The 18,897-nt window shown below is 68.2% G+C and carries 17 protein-coding genes; 6 read left to right on the top strand and 11 right to left on the bottom strand.

What is annotated here, in order from left to right; all coding sequences use genetic code 11:
* The first annotated feature begins 156 nt into the window (after window positions 1-156).
* Both BN976_RS12920 and BN976_RS12925 read left to right on the top strand, forming a co-directional pair.
* Entirely contained in the window at window positions 157-1,203 is a 1,047-nt protein-coding gene (locus BN976_RS12920; RefSeq protein ID WP_011782017.1) for a M23 family metallopeptidase, read from the top strand.
* The gene (locus BN976_RS12925; RefSeq protein ID WP_011782018.1) at window positions 1,204-1,731 is read left to right on the top strand and encodes a hypothetical protein; all 528 of its coding nucleotides are present in this window, start codon (window positions 1,204-1,206) and stop codon (window positions 1,729-1,731) included.
* Here BN976_RS12925 and pcrA read toward each other — a convergent pair.
* Entirely contained in the window at window positions 1,728-4,055 is a 2,328-nt protein-coding gene (gene pcrA / locus BN976_RS12930) for a DNA helicase PcrA (RefSeq protein WP_011782019.1), read from the bottom strand. The two genes, BN976_RS12925 and pcrA, sit on opposite strands and share 4 nt — an antisense overlap.
* A 264-nt stretch (window positions 4,056-4,319) precedes the next feature.
* Here pcrA and BN976_RS12935 point away from each other — a divergent pair, with 264 nt between their 5' ends.
* Complete coding sequence (locus BN976_RS12935; RefSeq protein WP_264000104.1) at window positions 4,320-4,616, top strand: chorismate mutase; 297 nt, start codon at window positions 4,320-4,322, stop codon at window positions 4,614-4,616.
* Between the two features lie 48 nt (window positions 4,617-4,664).
* Here BN976_RS12935 and BN976_RS12940 read toward each other — a convergent pair whose 3' ends face one another.
* Window positions 4,665-6,680 (bottom strand): acyltransferase family protein, encoded by a 2,016-nt coding sequence (locus tag BN976_RS12940; RefSeq protein WP_011782021.1) that lies wholly within the window; start codon window positions 6,678-6,680, stop codon window positions 4,665-4,667.
* 168 nt (window positions 6,681-6,848) lie between these two features.
* Entirely contained in the window at window positions 6,849-8,297 is a 1,449-nt protein-coding gene (locus BN976_RS12945; RefSeq protein ID WP_011782022.1) for an NAD-dependent succinate-semialdehyde dehydrogenase, read from the bottom strand.
* A gap of 50 nt (window positions 8,298-8,347) precedes the next feature.
* Here BN976_RS12945 and pgi point away from each other — a divergent pair, with 50 nt between their 5' ends.
* Window positions 8,348-10,009, top strand: coding sequence for a glucose-6-phosphate isomerase (gene pgi, locus BN976_RS12950; protein WP_011782023.1), 1,662 nt, complete (start codon window positions 8,348-8,350; stop codon window positions 10,007-10,009).
* A 49-nt stretch (window positions 10,010-10,058) separates the two neighbouring features.
* Here the strand turns inward: pgi and BN976_RS12955 are convergent, their stop codons facing one another.
* The 6 genes from BN976_RS12955 to BN976_RS12980 all read right to left on the bottom strand — a co-directional run bounded on the left by BN976_RS12955 (window position 10,059) and on the right by BN976_RS12980 (window position 14,526).
* Window positions 10,059-10,586 carry a hypothetical protein gene (locus BN976_RS12955; RefSeq protein WP_011782024.1) on the bottom strand — a complete coding sequence of 176 codons (528 nt, stop codon included), beginning with the start codon at window positions 10,584-10,586 and terminating at the stop codon, window positions 10,059-10,061.
* Window positions 10,579-10,872, bottom strand: a complete 294-nt coding sequence (locus BN976_RS12960; protein ID WP_011782025.1) for a helix-turn-helix transcriptional regulator — start codon at window positions 10,870-10,872, stop codon at window positions 10,579-10,581. The genes BN976_RS12955 and BN976_RS12960 overlap by 8 nt, the downstream gene beginning before the upstream one ends.
* Window positions 10,873-10,969: 97 nt before the next feature.
* Entirely contained in the window at window positions 10,970-12,322 is a 1,353-nt protein-coding gene (locus tag BN976_RS12965; RefSeq protein WP_011782026.1) for a cytochrome P450, read from the bottom strand.
* A 60-nt stretch (window positions 12,323-12,382) separates the two neighbouring features.
* Entirely contained in the window at window positions 12,383-13,132 is a 750-nt protein-coding gene (locus BN976_RS12970; protein ID WP_036371107.1) for an SDR family oxidoreductase, read from the bottom strand.
* A 113-nt stretch (window positions 13,133-13,245) separates the two neighbouring features.
* A complete protein-coding gene (locus BN976_RS12975) occupies window positions 13,246-14,139 on the bottom strand; it encodes an Fpg/Nei family DNA glycosylase (RefSeq protein ID WP_036371109.1) in 894 nt (297 codons plus the stop codon).
* Window positions 14,140-14,142: 3 nt separating this feature from the next.
* Window positions 14,143-14,526 carry a phage holin family protein gene (locus tag BN976_RS12980; RefSeq protein ID WP_011782029.1) on the bottom strand — a complete coding sequence of 128 codons (384 nt, stop codon included), beginning with the start codon at window positions 14,524-14,526 and terminating at the stop codon, window positions 14,143-14,145.
* Window positions 14,527-14,622: 96 nt separating this feature from the next.
* Between BN976_RS12980 and BN976_RS12985 the strand changes: the two genes are divergently transcribed.
* Complete coding sequence (locus tag BN976_RS12985) at window positions 14,623-15,495, top strand: LLM class flavin-dependent oxidoreductase (RefSeq protein ID WP_036371112.1); 873 nt, start codon at window positions 14,623-14,625, stop codon at window positions 15,493-15,495.
* On the opposite strand, the gene BN976_RS12990 is transcribed toward BN976_RS12985, so the two are convergent.
* Window positions 15,496-16,776, bottom strand: a complete 1,281-nt coding sequence (locus tag BN976_RS12990; RefSeq protein WP_199558936.1) for a nucleotide disphospho-sugar-binding domain-containing protein — start codon at window positions 16,774-16,776, stop codon at window positions 15,496-15,498.
* A 184-nt stretch (window positions 16,777-16,960) separates the two neighbouring features.
* Between BN976_RS12990 and BN976_RS12995 the strand changes: the two genes are divergently transcribed.
* Window positions 16,961-17,671, top strand: coding sequence for a class I SAM-dependent methyltransferase (locus tag BN976_RS12995; RefSeq protein WP_011782032.1), 711 nt, complete (start codon window positions 16,961-16,963; stop codon window positions 17,669-17,671).
* 8 nt (window positions 17,672-17,679) lie between these two features.
* Here BN976_RS12995 and BN976_RS13000 read toward each other — a convergent pair whose 3' ends face one another.
* A complete protein-coding gene (locus BN976_RS13000) occupies window positions 17,680-18,858 on the bottom strand; it encodes an ROK family transcriptional regulator (RefSeq protein ID WP_036371115.1) in 1,179 nt (392 codons plus the stop codon).
* Window positions 18,859-18,897 lie beyond the last annotated feature (39 nt).

The following is an 18,897-nucleotide window of genomic DNA, read 5'->3' on the forward strand; positions in this document are numbered from 1 at the left end:
CTACCGTTCATGTGGTCGATCTCACCGCCGGCACCTCAGTGATTCAAGTCACATTCAGCGGCGGAATAGGCGCTTGGGTTGCCACTCTGATTGGAATTTGGTTAACGTCCATTGGTCTAGATAACGGTCTGATCACGACGACAAGGATTGTTCAGGTTGCCTCAGCATCGACTGCCTCGCTCTATCGAGGTCCTCGCGGCGCCTGGTCCCACCGAAGTCACCGACATCATCCCGTTCAACGAGTTCGGCGATCTCAGCGATCTAGAGTTCTTGCCGCACGCGGCTTTTGACCGCGACACCCAGGTCATCCACGCTCCCGAACTCGACGATCTGCACGACACCGACGACCTCACCCCGTTGCAACTGGCGGTGCCGAGCGAGTTCCGCGCCGCGCCGCGTGCCGATCGCCGGCCGTCGGGGCGGGCCTATCGGGACAGTCACACCGACGTCAGCGACGGCACAGCAAAGACGGACATCATCGACATGCGCGGCCGAACCGGCCTGCACCGCAAGGCCGAGGTGCCGGTCAAGGGCCGGTTGGTGGTGGCCGCGATGGCGGTCGGAGCAACCGCGGCAGGCGCGTACACGATGACCAACGGCACGGCGAAAGCGCCCGCCGAGACCGTCCTCGCCTCCGACCACACCACGCTGGGCGACAGCACCGTGATCGCCGGTTCGACGGACGGCATGCAGATCGTCACCGTCGCGCCCGCGGCGAACTCCACGGTGCACGCCGAGGAGATCACCAAGGCGGCGGCGTTCGCGCAGGAACGCGCCGAGCGCGAGGCCAGGCTGACGAAGCCACAGTTCGCGATGCCGACCACGGGCGTGTGGACGTCCGGCTTCGGCTACCGGTGGGGCGTGCTGCACGCCGGCATCGACATCGCCAACGCGATCGGTACCCCGATCCTGGCCGCGGCCGACGGCGTCGTCATCGCCGCGGGGCCCGAGGGCGGATACGGAAACCTGGTCAAGCTGCGTCACGCCGACGGCACCGTGACCCTGTACGGCCACAACAGCTCCGTTCTGGTCAACGTCGGCGAGCGGGTCATGGCCGGCGACCAGATCGCCAAGATGGGCAACACCGGCAACTCGACCGGACCGCACTGCCACTTCGAGGTGCACCTCAACGGCACCGACCGTGTCGACCCCGTCGGATGGTTGGCCAAGCGGGGGCTCACCCCCGGCGGCTACGTTGGCTGAGTGGCCGACGAGTCCTCTGATTCCACCGAAGAGACCCGGATCCTGCGGCGAGCGCCGCTGAACACCGGCGCTGCGCCCTCCGCGCCCACCTCGGAGCCCGTCACCCAGATCGTCCCGCGCGCCCAGCCGGTCGCCGTCGGACCGCCCCGCGCAGCCCGCGCCGACCCGAAGTCGGCCATCGCCACCGCCGTCACGAGCATCCTGTCCGGGTGGGCGACCACCGTCATCGCCACCGACCTGATCACCGGGTGGTGGGCTACCGACCCGCTGTTCTGTGTCGCGATGGGATTCCTCGCGGCGGTGTCGGCGGCGGCGTCGATCAGCGGGCTGATCGCACTGCTGCTGCGCCGCCGCACCGCGCGCCTGCTCGTCGTCGTCGGCGCGGTGATCGCCCTGCTCATCTTCGCGAGCCTGTTCGTCGCGGGCGCGAACCTGCCCGCACTGGTCTACGCGATGCCGCTGCTTCCGGCGGCGTCGATCGTGCTGGCCGCGCTGCCCGCCACCGCGCGCTGGAGCCGGTCCGCTTAGAGCTTGCTGACGGGCGCGTGGTTGTGCATCAGCTTGACGCGCCCCGCGCTGCCGAAGTCGATCAGCGACATCGCCGATTCGCCGGCCCCGGACACTTCCTCGACCCGGCCCAGGCCGTACTTGTCGTGGGTGACGCGGTCCCCGGGTTCGAGCACGATCAGCGGCCGCTTCCCGGCCGCCGGACGCGTCGGTGACGGACGCGGGGCGCCGTACCGACCGGCGTTGCCGACCGGCGCCGAGAACGACGACGGCTGCTCGGTGCGACGCCAGTCGATGAGCTCCTGAGGGATCTCGCGCAGGAACCGCGATTCCGGGTTCAGCATGGGCTGCCCCCACGACGACCGCACCTTGGCGCGGCTGAGATAGAGGCGCTGACGGGCGCGGGTGATGCCGACGTAGGCCAGTCGGCGTTCCTCGGACAGCTCGCCGGGATCACCGAGCGCGCGCATGTGCGGGAACATGCCGTCCTCCCAGCCGGTGACGAAGACGACCGGGAACTCCAGCCCCTTGGCGGTGTGCAGCGTCATCATGGTGACGACGCCCGCCCCGTGTTCGGGAATGTCGTCGGCGTCGGCGACCAGGGACACCCGCTCCAGGAAAGCGGCAAGGACTCCGGTGTCGGGCACGTCCTCGTCCTGCGGCTCGGCTCCCTCTTCACTGGCCAGTGCCTTGGCGTTGGCCAGGTCGATGCTGAATTCGTGTGCGACGCTGACCAATTCGTTCAGGTTGTCGAGCCTGGCCAGATCCTGCGGATCGCTTGAGGCTTCCAGCTCGGCGCGGTAGCCGGTGCGGTCCAGCACGGTTTCGACGAGGTCGCCGAGTTCACCGTCGAGCCCACCGCGCAGTTCGTCGAGCAGCTCGACGAAACCCTTGATGGCCTTCTCCGACCGGGTGTTGAGCATCGGCACCTTGCCCTCGGCGGCGGCCGCGAGCGCGTCGTTGAAGTTGGCCCCGGTGGTCTCGGCGTACACCGCCACACAGGCCTCGGCGCGGTCGCCGATCCCGCGGCGCGGGGTGTTGAGGATGCGCCGCATGCTCACCGAGTCGCCCGGGTTGTCGAGCACCCGCAGGTAGGCCACGATGTCGCGGATCTCCCTGCGCTCGTAGAAGCGCACTCCCCCGACCACCTTGTACGGGATACCGGCCCGGATGAACACCTCCTCGATGGCGCGCGAGGAGTTGTTCGTGCGGTAGAACACCGCGACGTCGTTGTAGGAGAAATCGGCGACGGCGTCGGACAGCGCGTCGATCTCCTGCGCGACGAAGCGGGCCTCGTCGTGCTCGTTGTCGGCGACGTAGCCGACGATCAGCTCACCCTCGCCGGCGTCGGTCCACAGCCGCTTGTCGCGCCTGCCGACGTTGCGGGCGATCACCGAGTTCGCGGCGTTGAGGATGGTCTGGGTGGAGCGGTAGTTCTGTTCCAGCAGAATCGTTGTGGCGTTGGGGAAGTCGCGCTCGAAATCCTCGATGTTGCGGATCGTGGCGCCGCGGAACGCATAGATCGACTGGTCCGCGTCACCGACGACGCACAGCTCGGCCGGCGGGACCCCGTCGACGGTTTCGGTTCCGACCAACTCACGCACCAGCACGTACTGCGCATGGTTGGTGTCCTGATACTCGTCGACCAGGATGTGCCGGAAGCGGCGCCGGTAGTACTGGGCGATCTGCGGAAACGCCTGCAACACGGCCACGGTCTCGCCGATCAGGTCGTCGAAGTCCAGCGCGTTGGCCGCGCGCAGCCTGCGCTGGTACTCGGCGTAGACGCTGGCGATGATGCGGGCCAGGTCATCCTCGGCTTCGGACGCCTCGGCGGCGGCCTGCTCGGGACCGATCAGCTCGTTCTTCAGGTTGGAGATGCCGTTGGCCAGCAGCCGGGGCGAGTGCCGCTTGGTGTCCAGCCCCATGTCCTTGCCGATCATCAGCAGCAGGCGGCGGGAGTCGTCGGCGTCGTAGATGGAGAAGTTCGAGTTCAGCCCGGGCAGCAGCGAGGCCTGGTTGCGCAGGATCCGCACACAGGTCGAATGGAACGTCGACACCCACATGTTCCTGGCCCGGGGACCCACGAGTGACACCACCCGTTCGCGCATCTCGGCGGCGGCCTTGTTGGTGAACGTGATGGCCAGCACCTGGCCCACCCCGACGTCGCGGGCGGCCAGCAGGTAGGCGATGCGTCGGGTCAGCACCGCCGTCTTGCCCGACCCGGCCCCCGCGACGATCAGCAGCGGGGTGCCCTGGTGCAGCACGGCCTGGCGCTGCTGCGGGTTGAGCCCGTCGAGGAGCTCATCGGTGCCGGTAGGCCCAGCAGACACGGAGAGGGAAGTCATATCGTTACCAAACTTACCGCTGTGCAGGGACACTCTTTGCGCTGCCACGGCTGGTGGTGGCACACTCATTGGGTGCTCAAAGCGCAGCTTGGCCATTTGCTCTTCGCCCGAGGGGCTCATCGCCGATTTTTCTACGGGTACCGGCCAGCGGTGCCCGTGGTCTAGCTGCTTCCCAGAGCCCCGCGGTCCGCTTCCGGATCCGGGGCTCGTCTCTTGTGTGAGGCCCGAAACCGGACGGGACCAGGACTTTCACACAACGAGAATCTGGAGAACAAGATGACGACGATGGAAACCACGGGATCTTCTGGCTCATCCGAGGCGAATGACATCGATGAGCTGCGCGAGGAGATCGACCGCCTCGACGCGGCGATCCTTGAGGCCGTTCAGCGCCGCACCGAGGTGTCGCAGTTGATCGGCAAGGCGCGGATGGCCTCGGGCGGCACCCGCCTGGTGCACAGCCGCGAGATGAAGGTCATCGAGCGCTACAGCGTGCTCGGCGACGAGGGCAAGAACCTCGCGATGCTGCTGCTCCGCCTCGGCCGCGGCCGCCTCGGCAAGTAGCGATTTCGGTGTACTTGGTCAACCTCAGCGTGACCAACTACACCCGAATCACTCGGGTTTGAGGGCATCGACCAGCCACGGCGTCAGCCACTCCACGGCCTCGGGCGTCGGGTGCACGCCGTCACTGCGCACCCTGATGCCGTCGACCCTGGTCTGGTAGTAGCCGTTGGGGCTGAGCTTCTTGTTCAGGTCGAGCACTGTGGCGTTGGGCCGCTTGTCGACGACGCTGCGCAGCAGCGCGTTCCAGGTCTCGACGCGCTTGGGCTGATCCTCGGGATACAGGCTGCCGTCCGGTTTCTCGGCCCGCCTGTTGTACGGCTCGGTCGTCACGACCACCCGCGCACCCGTCGAGCCCAGGATGTCCAGGGCGCGGTTGAGCTCACCGCGCAGGTAGGCGTCGTAGCCGGCCTCGCCGATGTGGGTCCACTGCCCCTCCATCATCCGGTCGACCACCTCCCACCGGCCGACCATCAGCAGCACCACGTCGGGCTTCTCGTGCCCGACGCGCTGCGCCCACCGCGCGGGCCACTCGTCGCACTCGGGTTTCTGCGGGAGTTCCTGGCCGACGTACTCGTAGGGTCCACCGCGCGCGATGCCACACCCGATCGTCGTGTAGTCGGCGAAGTCCAGGCCCGGCGTCTCGGGCAGGTACCGCATCAGCGTCCACGCGATCGAGTCGCCGAACACCGCCACGCGTAGGTCACCGGGGGCGCTCGGTCGCGGCGCCCGCGTCACCTCGACCGGCACCTCCGCCCCGACCAGCGCCGCGATGTCGACCTCGGGGCCCGGCTCCGGCGTCGCGGGCACCATCCGAACCGGCAGCACCGTCATCGTCACCACTGCGGCGGTCGCGGCCGTCGCCGCCGCCAGCGGAAGCATCGGCACGAACGCCGGCCGCCATTCGCGGATCGGCTGCTCGATCAGCCACCACGACACCGCCGCCACGGCGACCGTCGCCGCGCACCGCAGCGCGAACAACTCCCAGCCCTCGATGCCGGTGCGTTCCCCGTTGAGCACCAGGAAGATCGGCCAGTGCCACAGGTACACCCCGTAGGAGATCGCGCCGAGCCCGACCAGCGGGCCCGCCGACAGCAGCCGCGCGACCGGACCGTCCTGGGCCAACGCCACCGGCGCGATGACCAGCACCGCCGCCAGCGCGACCACGATCAGCAGTCCGCTCCGGAACTCCGCGGCGCTGCCTGTGGCCATCCGGGCGGCGCTGAACAGCACCACGAGCCCGACCGCCGGCAGCGACCAGGCCACCCAGCGGGCCCAGCGCGACCGGAAGATCACCAGGCCCGCCGTCAGGCCGCGCCAATCGCGCACCACCAGCGCGGCGGCGGCCGCGCCGACGAGGAGCGCCTGGACCCGGGTGTCGGTGCCGAAGTAGACGCGGTTGAGCGTCGCGTCGGAGCTGAGGAAGAACGTGGCCGTCGCGGATGCGACGACGCCGCCGGCGGCCAGCACGAACACCGCGGTGCGCACCACCCGCTGCGACAGCGGCACGCCGCGCCGATACGCCAGCGCGGCCAGCCCGGCGAGGACGGCCGCGATCAGCAGCGGCCACAGCACGTAGAACTGCTCCTCCACGGCCAGCGACCAGGTGTGCTGCAGCGGCGAGGGCGGCGCCCCCTGGGAGAAGTAGTCGGTGTGCTGGGCGACGAACACCCAGTTCGACATCCAGAAGAACGCGGCGACGGCGTCCTCGCGCAGGTTGGCGGTGGACTCCTCGGAGAACAGTTCGCGCAGCGCCACCACGGCCAGCACCATCACCAGCAGCGCGGGCAGCAGCCGGCGGGCCCGGCGGATCCAGAAGCCCTTCAGCCCGATCCGGCCGGTCCGTCCGACCTCGTCGAGCAGCAGCGAGGTGATCAGAAATCCGCTGAGGACGAAGAAGACGTCGACGCCGAGGAAGCCACCCGACAGGCCGGGGACGCCGCCGTGGTCGGCGAGCACCAGTGCGACCGCGATCGCCCGCACGCCGTCGAGGGCGGGAATGGCCTGGCCCGGGCCCACGTACCGACGCGGCCCCACACGGATCGGCGCCGCACTCACGGCTGTCACGGTCCCAGGGCCCTCCTTGCTGTCCGAGCAAGGAAGTCTATGGGCGGACCGACGCCGAATCCGGAAGGCGCGCTGACCACTTCGGCGGGCCGGCTGGTTGGTCACGCCGGCGGGCCGGCTATTTGGTCACGCCGGCGGGCCGGCTATCTGGTCACGCCGGCGGGCCGGCTATCTGGTCAGTGCGATGTACTTCGTGTCGAGGTACTCCTCGATGCCCTCGGTGCCGCCCTCGCGGCCGAAGCCGGATTCCTTGATCCCGCCGAACGGCGCGGCGGCGTCGGAGATCACCCCGCGGTTGACGCCGACCATTCCGGACTCGATGTTCTCGGCCACCCGCAGCGCGCGGTCCAGCGACTGGGTGTACACGTAGGCGGCCAGGCCGTACTCGGTGTCGTTGGCCGCGGCGATGCCCTCCTCCTCGGTGTCGAACCCGGCGATCGGCGCGACGGGCCCGAACACCTCTTCCTTGAGGATGCGCGCGTCGGCGGGCACGTCGGTCAGCACGGTGGCCGGGTAGAAGTTGCCGGGCCCGCCCGGTGCGACACCGCCGACCGCGACGGTCGCGCCGCGCGACACCGCGTCGGACACCAGTTCGGTGACGGTGGCGACCTGCTTGGCGTTGATCAGCGGACCCAGCGTCGACTTCTCGTCGAGGCCCTTGCCGAGGGTGAACTCGCTCATCCGTTTCACGAACTTCTCGGTGAACTCCTCGCGCACCGCGTTGGCGACGTGGATGCGGTTGGCCGCGGTGCAGGCCTCGCCGCCGTTGCGCATCTTGGCCAGGATCGCCCCGTCCACGGCGGCGTCGACGTCGGCGTCGTCGAAGACGATGAACGGCGCGTTGCCGCCCAGCTCCATCGAGGTGCGCAGCAGTTTGTCGGCCGACTGCTTCACCAGCGCCTTGCCCACACCGGTCGATCCGGTGAACGTCAGCTTGCGCAGCCGGCCGTCGTTGATCAGCGCCTCGGTCACCGCGCCCGGATTGCTGGTGGGCAGCACCGACAGCACGCCCTTGGGCAGGCCCGCCTCGGCCATCAGCTTGGCCAGCAGCAGCATGGTCAGCGGGGTCTCCTGGGCGGGCTTGACGATCATCGTGCAGCCGGCGGCGAACGCCGGGCCCATCTTGCGGGTGCCCATCGCCAGCGGGAAGTTCCACGGAGTGATCGCGTAGCAGGGGCCGACGGCCTGCTTGGTCACCAGGATCCGGCCGGTGCCGGCGGGAGCCGGGGTGTAGCGGCCTTCGATGCGCACGGCCTCCTCGGCGAACCAGCGGAAGAACTCGGCGCCGTAGGTGACCTCGCCCTTGCTCTCTGCGAAAACCTTGCCCATCTCCAGAGTCATCAGCGCGGCGATGTCGTCGGCGCGCGCGGTGATCGTCTCGAACACCGACCGCAGGATCTCGCCGCGCTTGCGCGCCGGGGTGGCGGCCCACTCGCCCTGCACCGCGCACGCGGCGTCGAGCGCGTCGCGGGCGTCGTCGGCCGTGGCGTCGGCCACCGTCGCCAGCACTTCGTCGTCGCTGGGGTCGAGAACGCTGAACGTCGACGTGCCCTGGCGTTCCTCACCGCCGATCCACAGACCGGTCGGCACGGATTTCAGCAGCGCGGAGGTATCCATACCTCCATCATTTACTCCTTCGTCCGCGCGTCCGCACTAGGGTTCTGCTCATGGGTTCCGACATCACTGCCACGCCCGCCTGGCAGGCTCTGTCCCGCCACCACGACGAGATTCGCGCCAAGGATCTGCGCGGGCTCTTTGCCGACGACCCCACCCGCGGCACCGGGTTCGCGCTCACCGTCGGCGATCTCTACATCGACTACAGCAAGCACCGCGTCACCCGTGAGACGCTGGACCTGCTGCTGGATCTGGCGCGCACGGCCGGCCTACCCGCCAAGCGTGACGCGATGTTCTCCGGTGCGCACATCAACACCTCCGAGGACCGTGCGGTGCTGCACACCGCGCTGCGGTTGCCGCGGGACGCGTCGTTGACGGTCGACGGGCAGGACGTGGTCGCCGACGTACACGAAGTGCTGGACCGGATGGGCGATTTCACCGACCGGTTGCGCAGCGGCGAGTGGCGCGGCGCGACCGGTGAACGCATCACGACGGTGGTCAACATCGGCATCGGCGGCTCGGATCTGGGCCCGGTGATGGTCGACCAGGCGCTGCGCCACTACGCCGACGCGGGCATCTCCGCGCGCTTCGTCTCGAACGTCGACCCCGCCGACCTGGTCGCCAAGCTCAACGGACTCGACCCCGCCACAACGCTTTTCATCATCGCGTCGAAGACGTTCTCGACGCTGGAGACACTGACCAACGCGACGGCCGCACGACGGTGGTTGGTTGACGGACTCGGCGGCAGTGCCGGACAGGACGCGGTGTCCAAGCACTTCGTCGCGGTGTCGACGAACGCCAAGCTCGTCGACGACTTCGGTATCGACACCGCCAACATGTTCGGCTTCTGGGACTGGGTCGGCGGGCGCTACTCGGTGGATTCGGCGATCGGGCTGTCGGTGATGGCGGTGATCGGCCGGGAACGCTTCGCCGAGTTCCTCGCCGGCTTCCATCTGGTCGACGAACACTTCCGCAGCGCGCCGCTGGAGGCCAACGCGCCGGTGCTGCTCGGCCTGATCGGGCTGTGGTACAGCAACTTCTTCGGCGCCGAAACGCGTGCGGTGCTTCCCTATTCGAATGACCTGGCACGCTTCGCCGCCTACCTGCAGCAGCTGACGATGGAGTCCAACGGCAAGTCGGTGCGCGCCGACGGCACACCTGTGTCCACCGGCACCGGAGAGATCTTCTGGGGCGAGCCCGGAACCAACGGCCAGCACGCGTTCTATCAGTTGCTGCATCAGGGCACCCGACTGGTTCCGGCGGATTTCATCGGGTTCAGTGAGCCCACCGACGACCTGCCGACCGCCGACGGCACCGGCAGCATGCACGACCTGCTGATGAGCAACTTCTTCGCCCAGACGCAGGTGCTGGCGTTCGGCAAGACGGCCGAGGAGATCACCGGCGAGGGCACACCGCCGAATGTGGTGCCGCACAAGGTGATGCCGGGCAACCGGCCGAGCACCTCGATCCTGGCGACCAAGCTGACGCCGTCGGTGGTGGGCCAGCTGATCGCACTCTACGAGCATCAGGTCTTCGTCGAGGGCGTCATCTGGGGCATCGACTCCTTCGACCAGTGGGGGGTGGAGCTGGGCAAAACGCAGGCCAAGGCGCTGCTGCCGGTGCTCACCGGGGCTGACTCGCCTGCGGCACAGTCGGATTCGTCGACGGACGCGCTGGTGCGCCGCTATCGGACCGAGCGGGGCCGCACCGCGTGATTGCGGCGTGCCGGGTCGCGTTGCCCGCTACCGTGCACGCCGAAATCGCTCAGGCGTCGGGGTCCGGTCGGGTCCAGCCCAGGATCATCGCCGGCGCGCAGCCGCCGATCAGCAGCACGGTCAGTGCCATCAACCCGCCGGCATAGGCCATGTCGGTGTCGGTGCCGCGGGTCATCACCGAGCCGAAGATCAGGTAGAAGATCGGGATCAGCATCAGGTTCTGCGTCACCGTCAAGCCGATGGACCGCGCGTTGTTGCGCTGCGCCAACTCGTATTCGTCGAGTGCCGCGTCTGGGGCGTCGCCCTGGCGGCCGGACACGATCTGCAGCAGCAGCCACAGCGGGAAGAACGCCGCGGCGGCCGGCAGCCAGATCAACGGCGCCCAGTCGATTCCGAACGCGCACAGCACACTTACCACCGCCATGACGACGAAGGTGCTCGCCAGACCGGCGACGATGATGCGACGCCGTCGCTGCGGGCGCCAGCCCGGAAGCGCATTCGAGTAGGTGCGTTCGTGTTTCAGGAAGCGCCTGGTGCGGAAATCCTGGTAGCGGTCGATCAGCGTGGCGTCAGGCATGAGCTTTTCCTCCTTGCGGTCGTCCGTCCTTTCGGTAGAGCTCGGTCGACAGCGGCGGGAAGGGTTTGCGGGAGAACACCGCCTCGACGGGCAGGTCAAAGACCTCGCAGATGCGGAAGGCCAGGTCGAGGCTCGGATAGTGGTCGCCCCGCTCCAGCGCGCCGACGGTCTGCGGGTTGACGTCGATCTGCTCGGCGAGCTGCGCCCGAGACATTCGCCGTTCGGCGCGCAGTACACCGATGCGGTTGTGGATGGGGAAGGTCTCCCCGCGCCGTACCGGGCTCACCTAACCAATTGTTAGGAAAACCCAACGATCCGTCAAGCAACCCGAGCGATTTCGGTGTCGTTGGTCAACGCCATGTTGACCAACTACACCCGAATCCCTAAATGACCGCGGCGGCCTTGTGGACAGTGATCGGCGCCGCCAGTTGCTGCTCGTCGCAGACGCGCTGGAGCTTCTCCAGCGTGGCTTCCAACCCGGGGCCCAGCCGCGGGCCCGGCGTGAAAGCGGCGGGCAGATGCTGCATGCCCTGGATGACGCCGATCGTCTCGTAGTGCACGGCCCCCGCGGCGTCGCACTGGAAGTCAGGCATCCTGTCGAGCACCGCGGTCAGCATCGACTTGAACACCGTGCGCGCGACATTCGATCCGATGCACCGGTGCACGCCGAGGCCGAAACTGAAGTGGCGGTTTCCTTTTCGATCCAGGACGACCTCGTCGGGGTTCTGGAAGAGCGCCGGGTCCCGGTTGGCCATCGCCCACGACAACCACAGTCGCTCGCCCTCTTTGAGCACCACGCCGTCGACCTCGATGTCCTCGGCCACGGTGCGCCCGTCGCCCGGTGCGGGAGTGAAGTAACGCAGGAACTCTTCTGTCGCCGGGTCGAGCAGCGTGTCGCGGTCCCGGCTGAGCCGCTCACGCTCGTCGGGGTGCTGCGAGAGCCATTCCAGCGCATGCGCGGTCAGCGCGGTGGTGGTGTCGAACCCGCCGCCGATCAGCAGCATCAGCATGCCCATGATCTCGGTGTCCGGCGCGGGCTGGCCGTCGATCCGGGTTCGGACCAGCGCGTCGATCAGTCCCGGCCGCGGCGTCTGCCGGATCTCGGCGACGTGATGCATCATTCCCATCGCCGACGCGATCGCCAGATCGGCCACGCGGGGGAAGTCCGGGGAGTCCGCGGGCGTGTACACCGAGGCGTGGGCCGGCTCGCAGTAGATCTCCCAGTCCTTGAGCGGGACGCCCAGCAGCCCCAGCGTCAGCACCGCGGGGACGATGTTGGCCAGGTCGTCGACGAAGTCGATACGGCCGTCTTCGATCTTCTCGTCCAGGCACGCCTTGACGAGTTCGTCGACGACCGGCACCCAGCGCCGCACCGCCGCGGGTGACAGATACCCGTTGAGCGGGCTGCGGTACTCGCGATGCTCGGGGTCGTCCATCTCCAGCATGCCGCCGCGGAACGCGACGCTGTAGTCACCGCGGGGGATGTTGATACCGGTGTAGCCCCTGCGCGTGCCGTCGATGTCGTTGTCGTTGGAGACATGCGGACACCGGGCCAGCTCGAAGACTTCCCTGTTGCCGGCGGCTACCCAGTGCCCGCCGTAGGTGTCGGTCCACGCGAGCGGGCACCGGGCCTGCATCTGCGCGGTGATCTCCTGGAACCGGTCACGGTATTGCGGTGTGTGCCGGTCGAAATGGAAACTGCGCGCTTCCCGCCGCCGGTCAAGCTGATCCGCCATTCATCGAGGGTAGGAACCCCCGCCCGCCGGAGTGGACAGTTCTGCGAGATTGCCTACCGGTCAGGCGAAGTACTTGGCGAAGCGCGGCGGGAGCACCTTCATGACCTCCACCAGCGGCCACCAGGGCCAGCCAGGGACCACCGCGCGGCCCTTCTCCTTCTCGATCGCGTCGACCATGGCCTTCACGCCGGTCTCGTTGTCGACCATCAGCATGGTCTTGTTCGCTTTCGCGGTCATCTCCGACTCGATGTAGCCGGGCTCGAGCACTGTGATCTTGATGGGTCCCGACGCGTACTCCGAGCGCAGCGATTCACCCAGCGAGATGACGCCGGCCTTGCTCGCCGAGTAGGCCGCCTTGGTGCCGGGGACGCCGACGTTGCCGAGCACCGACGCCACCAACACCAGATGGCCCTTGCCCGCGGCCTTGAAGATCTCCAGCGCGCTCTCGATCTGCACCAGCGCGGCAACGAGATTCGTCTCGATGGTGGCCTTGTTGGCCCACAGCTTGCCGCCACCCAGGGGGTAGCCCTTGCCGATGCCCGCGTTGACGATCACGCAGTCGATGCCGCCGAGTTCTTCGCTGAGCTCGTTGAAGACCTTGGGCACCTGCTCGTGGTCGTTGACGTCGAGCGCAGCCACCGCGACCTTGATGTCGGGGTAGCGCTCGAGCAGCTCGGCTTTGAGCTCGTCGAGGTTGTCGAGACGGCGTGCGCACAGAGCGAGGTCTCGCCCCTTGGCCGCGAACTGCCGGGCCATACCCGCACCGAGTCCGGAGCTCGCGCCGGTGATCAGGATCTTCTGCCGAGTCATGCGCGAAGAATAACCGAGTTAAACAAGTGACCAGAAATCGCCGAAATTGCATTCCAGCAGCCAAACCGCGAGTGAGCGCCTGCTGGAATGCAATTTCGGCGAGAGACGAGTGGCTATTTGAGAAGTCGGGACATGCGGCGGTCGGCGAGCACCTTGCCGCCGGTCTGGCACGTCGGGCAGTACTGGAACGATTTGTCGGCGAAGGACACCTCGCGGATGGTGTCCCCGCAGACCGGGCAGGGCAGGCCGGTGCGGGCGTGCACCCGCAGGCCGGAACGCTTCTCCCCTTTGAGGGTGGCCGCCTGCTGGCCGACGGACCGGGTCACCGCGTCGGTCAGCACCGAGATCATCGCGTCGTGCAGCGTCACCAGTTGCGACGGCGTCAGTTTGTTCGCCGTGGCGAACGGCGACAGCTTGGCGACGTGCAGGATCTCGTCGCTGTAGGCATTGCCGATCCCGGCGATCACCTTCTGGTCGGTGATGACGGTCTTGATCCGCCCCGACTGCCCACCGAGCACCTCCGCCAGCGCCTGCCCGGTCAACGACAGCGCGTCCGGACCCAGCGAGGCGATCTGCGGGACCGCCATCGGGTCGGTGACCAGCCACACCGCGAGGCGTTTCTGGGTACCGGCCTCGGTCAGGTCGAAGCCCGGAGCCGCCCCGGCGGCGACATTCGGCCCCGGGGACTCCCCCGGGGGGCCCAGATGGACCCGCAGCGCGATCGGTCCCTTGCCTGGCTTCAGCGGCGCAGCGGCGAGCTTGTCCGACCAGCGCAGCCAGCCCGCGCGCGACAGATGGGTGATCAGATGCAACTCACCGGCCTGCAGCCCGAGGTACTTCCCCCACCGGTTGGCTCCGGTGACTTCCTGCCCGTACAGCGCGGAGATCGGCGGGTCGAAGGTCTTGAGCACCGACAGCGCCGCGACGTCGACCCGGCCGACGGTCAGGCCGACCGCGTGGCGGCGCAGGTGATCGGCGAGGGCTTCGACCTCGGGCAGCTCGGGCATGGTTCAGTCCGCCTTGACGATCAGGGACAGCAGCCAACTGACGATCGACAGCACGATGGCCGCCCAGATCGCCGTCCACCAGAAGTCGTCGATGGAGAGCCCCCAGTGGGTGGTGTGCTCGGTGATCCACGACGTGATCCACAGCATGAACGCGTTGATCACGATGTGGATCAGGCCTAGCGTGAGGATGTAGAGCGGGATCGAGATGATCTGCACGACGGGCTTGATGACCGCGTTGACCAGCCCGAAGATGACCGCGACGACGAAGATGATGCCTACGCGTGCCGCCGTCGAGTCACCACCGACGAACTGGACGCCGGGCACGATCAGCGTCACCACCCACAGTGCCAGTCCGGTCAACGCCGCGCGCAGCAGAAACAAACCCATGCGTCCATGATCGTGGTCACCCCCACGTCAGACAATCGGGCACCGGCGGATTAGAACACGTTCTAGTATTCAGTTAACCGACCAGCAGGAGGCCCCGTGCGATTCACCTATGCCGAAGCGATGACCGACCCCACGTTCTACATCCCCTTGGCACAGGCCGCCGAGGCCGCCGGCTATCACGCGATGACGATCGCCGACAGCGTGGCCTACCCGTTCGAGTCGGATTCGAAGTATCCGTACACCGCTGACGGCAACCGTGAATTCCTGGACGGCAAGGCGTTCATCGAATCGTTCGTGCTGACCGCCGCCTTGTGTGCGGTCACCACCAAGCTGCACTTCAACCACTTCGTGCTCAAGCTGCCGATCCGGCCGCCCGCGCTGGTCGCCAAGCAGGCCGGCTCGCTGGCCGCGCTGTTCGACAACCGTCTCGGGCTCGGTGTCGGCACCAGCCCGTGGCCCGAGGACTACGAACTGATGAACGTCCCGTTCGCCAAGCGCGGTAAGCGGATGGACGAGTGCATCGCCATCATCCGCGGCCTCACGTCCGGCGACTACTTCGAGTACCACGGCGAGTTCTACGACATCCCGAAGACGAAGATGACCCCGGCGCCGACCAAGCCCATCCCGATCCTGATCGGCGGGCACGCCGACGCGGCGCTGCGTCGCGCCGCCCGCAACGACGGCTGGATGCACGGGGGCGGTGACCCCGAGGAACTCGACGCGCTGCTCGGCAAACTCAACAGGTTCCGCGAGGAAGCCGGAACCGCCGACAACGCGGACTATCAGATCCACGTGATCTCGATCGACGCCTACACCGCCGACGGGATCAAGCGGCTGGAGGACAAGGGCGTCACCGACGTGATCGTCGGCTTCCGCATCCCCTACATCCAGGGTCAGGACACCGAGCCGCTGGACGCCAAGATCCGCAACCTGGAGATGTTCGCCGAGAACGTCATCGCCAAGCTGTGATCAGGCGTTGCACAGCCGCTTGATCGCGTTCGCGATGGCGTCCACCGGGGTCGACGCTTCGATCGCCGACCGCAGCCGCTCGGCGGCGCTCCGGTAGCGGCCGTCGCGGCGGACGTGGTCCACGGCGGCCCGGATCGCCTCGGGTGTCGGCGTCGCCGTCTTGAGGTCGATGCCGACGCCGCTGTAGTCGACACGGGCGGCGACCTCGGCTTTGTCGGAGGTCTCGCCCGCGACGACGAGCGGCACGCCGTGGGCCAGCGCGTGTTGCACCCCGCCGTAGCCTCCGTTGGTGATCATCACGTCGACGTGCGGAAGCAGCGCCGAATAGGGGATCCAGTCGGCGATTCGCGCATTGGCCGGGATCCGGCCGTGGATGCGCTGCCCCTGTCGGCCGCCGGTGGTGGCGACGACGAGCAGGTCGGCGCGGTCGCCGAGGGCCTCCAGGGTCGGGGCGATCAGCTGGTCCAGGTCGGCGTTGTCGAAAGTGCCCTGCGTGACGTGCACGACCGCGCCGGCATTCATCACGTCGCCCCACCAGTGCGGCGGGTCGAAATCCTCCGGTCCCGCAGGCAGCACCGGACCGACGAACTCGACCGTGGCCGGAAGGTCGCCGCGTGGATACTCCAACGCCTGCACCGACAGTTGCAGCAACCCGTCCGCCAGCCGCGGCCAGTCGCTGACGAAGAGCGGGCAGGCATCCGAACCCGCCTGTCGCAGAGCATGATTGAAGCGTCGCTGGCTTGACCGCATGATCACCCGGTGCGCAGCGGTGGTCATCCGCCGGTAATCGAGGCCGCGCTCGGGTTGCCAGGCCACGCCGAACGGCGGCGTGTCCCGGCTCGAGATCGTCAGCGGGCCCACCCCACACACGACGACCGGTGGCCGTGGTGAGTCCTGCAGCAGGACCGGAAGCACACCGGTGAACGCCACATCGGCGACGATCGCGTCCACCGAGCCGTTCCGCAGCACCGCCCGCAGTGACTGTGCTTCTGCGGCAAGGGGTTCGGCGAACACCGAGGCCAGTTCGGCACGGCCCAGCCAGAACCGCCGCACCGCGACGGGCAACTTCCGCAGCAGCGCGGGCGCAGCCGCGGGCGGGTCGATGCGCACACTGTCGGGCAGCGGGATCATCTGCAGCCCGGCGGCGTGCACCGCGTCGCTGAACTCGGCGCCCGTCAGCACGCAGATGTCGTGGCCGAGCGCCTGCAGGCCGATCCCGACGTTGACCATCGGCATCACGTGCCCCCGAAGCGGGCTGACGGCGAGCAGATAGTGCGCCAAACCGTGTCCTTCGGTGTCACGGAGCCGTGGCCCCTGGACGTGCTCTGATCAGCGACACTACCGGTCATCGACCCGCGACGACGCGATGCCTGATCGCGGCGGGCCGTCGGCGGCCCGGGCCGGGCATGGCCCACCTGCACAGAACGGGCGTGGCGACCGACCGCAACGGTTAACGTCGACCGGTATGACGGCGAGAAACTACGACGTTCCCGACGCGTTCGACGCCGGGGCACCGGCCTATGACGGACTGGTCGGCGCCAATCCGGGCTATCACGCGCATCTGCGCCTCTCGGCACGTCGGATGCGCCTGCCCGACCAGGGGCGTGGCCTGCGACTTCTCGACATCGGTTGCGGTACAGGCGCATCCACTGCAGCGTTGTTGAGCGCCGCCCCGCTGGCCGACATCGTGGCGGTCGACGGCTCGGCGGGGATGCTGGAGCAGGCGCGCGCCAAGACGTGGCCGCCGTCGGTGACGTTCGTGCACAGCCGGGCGGAGACGCTGGCCGCCGCCGGCGTGACCGGCCCGTTCGACGGCATTCTCGCGGCCTACCTGATTCGCAACGTCGAGGACCCGGACAGCGTACTGGGATCGCTGCGTTCGCTGCTGCGACCCGGCGGCGTGCTGGCCGTCCACGAGTATTCGGTGCGTGACTCCCGACTGGCCACGGCCGTCTGGAACCTCGTCAGCACGGCGATCATCATCCCGGCGGGACGGTTGCGCTCCGGCGACGCCGGCCTGTACCGGTACCTGCGCCGCAGCGTCAACAACTTCGACGGAGCCGCGCAATTCCGGGACCGGCTGCGGCGCAACGGCTTCGTCGACGTGCACAGCGAAAGCATGCCCGGCTGGCAGCACAACATCGTGCACACGTTCCTCGGCAGGGCTCCGCAGTAACTGCAGAGTCAAGCGGCGATGAGCGCGTCGACAGCCCGCGGGCCGAGGACCTGGTCGAGCACCATCATCGCGCTGCCGAGACAGCCTCCGCGGTCTCCGAGCTGCGCGGGCCGGATCTCCAGCACCCGGGTGGCCAGCGCGGTCGCGTTGCCGTACAACGTCTCCCGCAATCCGGCCACGAAGATGTCGTAGGCGCCTGCGACGTCACCGGCCACCACAAGGGCCGCCGGGTTGAGCAGGTTGACCGCGCCCGCGAGCACCTCGCCGATGTGGCGCCCGCTGTCACGGATCAACCTGCGCGCCAGCGCATCTCCGGAATGGGCCAGCTCAACGAGATCACGCAGATTCCCCACCGGTCTGCCCTCCCGAGCGAGCGTGCGCACCAGCGCCCAGCCTCCCGCGACGGTCTCCAGGCAGCCGGTGTCACCGCAGCGACACGGCCGGCCCTCGGCAGCCACGGTCTTGTTGTGGCCGAACTCGCCGGCCGCGCGGATGGCGCCGCGCTGCAGCGCGCCCCCGGCGATGATGCCCGCGCCCAGCCCGGTGGAGGCCTTGACCACGAGCAGGTCGTCGAATCCGCGGCCTGCCCCTGCGCGCCATTCGGCAAGCGCGATGACGTTGGCGTCGTTGCCGAGCACGACAGGAGCCTCGGTGAGTTGACGGAAGTACGGGATCAGGGGCGCGCCGTCCCAGCCGCTGAGCACCGGGGTGTCGATGCTGCTGCCGCGTTCCTGGTCGACGGTACCGGGCAGGCTGAGGCCGACGCCGTACACGGAATCGCTGTGTCCGGATTCGGCCAGCAACCCCTCGAGTCCTTTGACCACCTGCGGCATCAGATCCTGCGGGCCCAGCCCGGGCTCCTGGTCGATGTCGGCGGCCGTCAGCACGTCGCCGGCCAGGTTGCACACCGCCAGCCGGGTCCGACTACCACCGACTGCGGCGGTCAGCACCACCCCGGCGTCGGCGTTGAAGCTGAGCAGGGCAGCGGGCCGGCCGCCGGTGGACGGTGCCTGCTCGCGCTCGACGACCAGGTCGCGGGACGTGAGTTCGCTCACCCGTGCGGTGACCGCGGTGCGCGACAAGCCTGTGAGTCTGCCGATCTCGGTCCGGGTGAGATCGCGCTTGTGCCTGATGAGGGCGAAGACATCACCCACCGACGATGCTGAGGATGTCCTGAATAAGGCCATGAACAGAGCGTAACTTCGTTTACTTCTGCATTTCAAGTA

Source organism: Mycolicibacterium austroafricanum, assembly GCF_000612725.1.
GTDB lineage: Bacteria > Actinomycetota > Actinomycetes > Mycobacteriales > Mycobacteriaceae > Mycobacterium > Mycobacterium austroafricanum.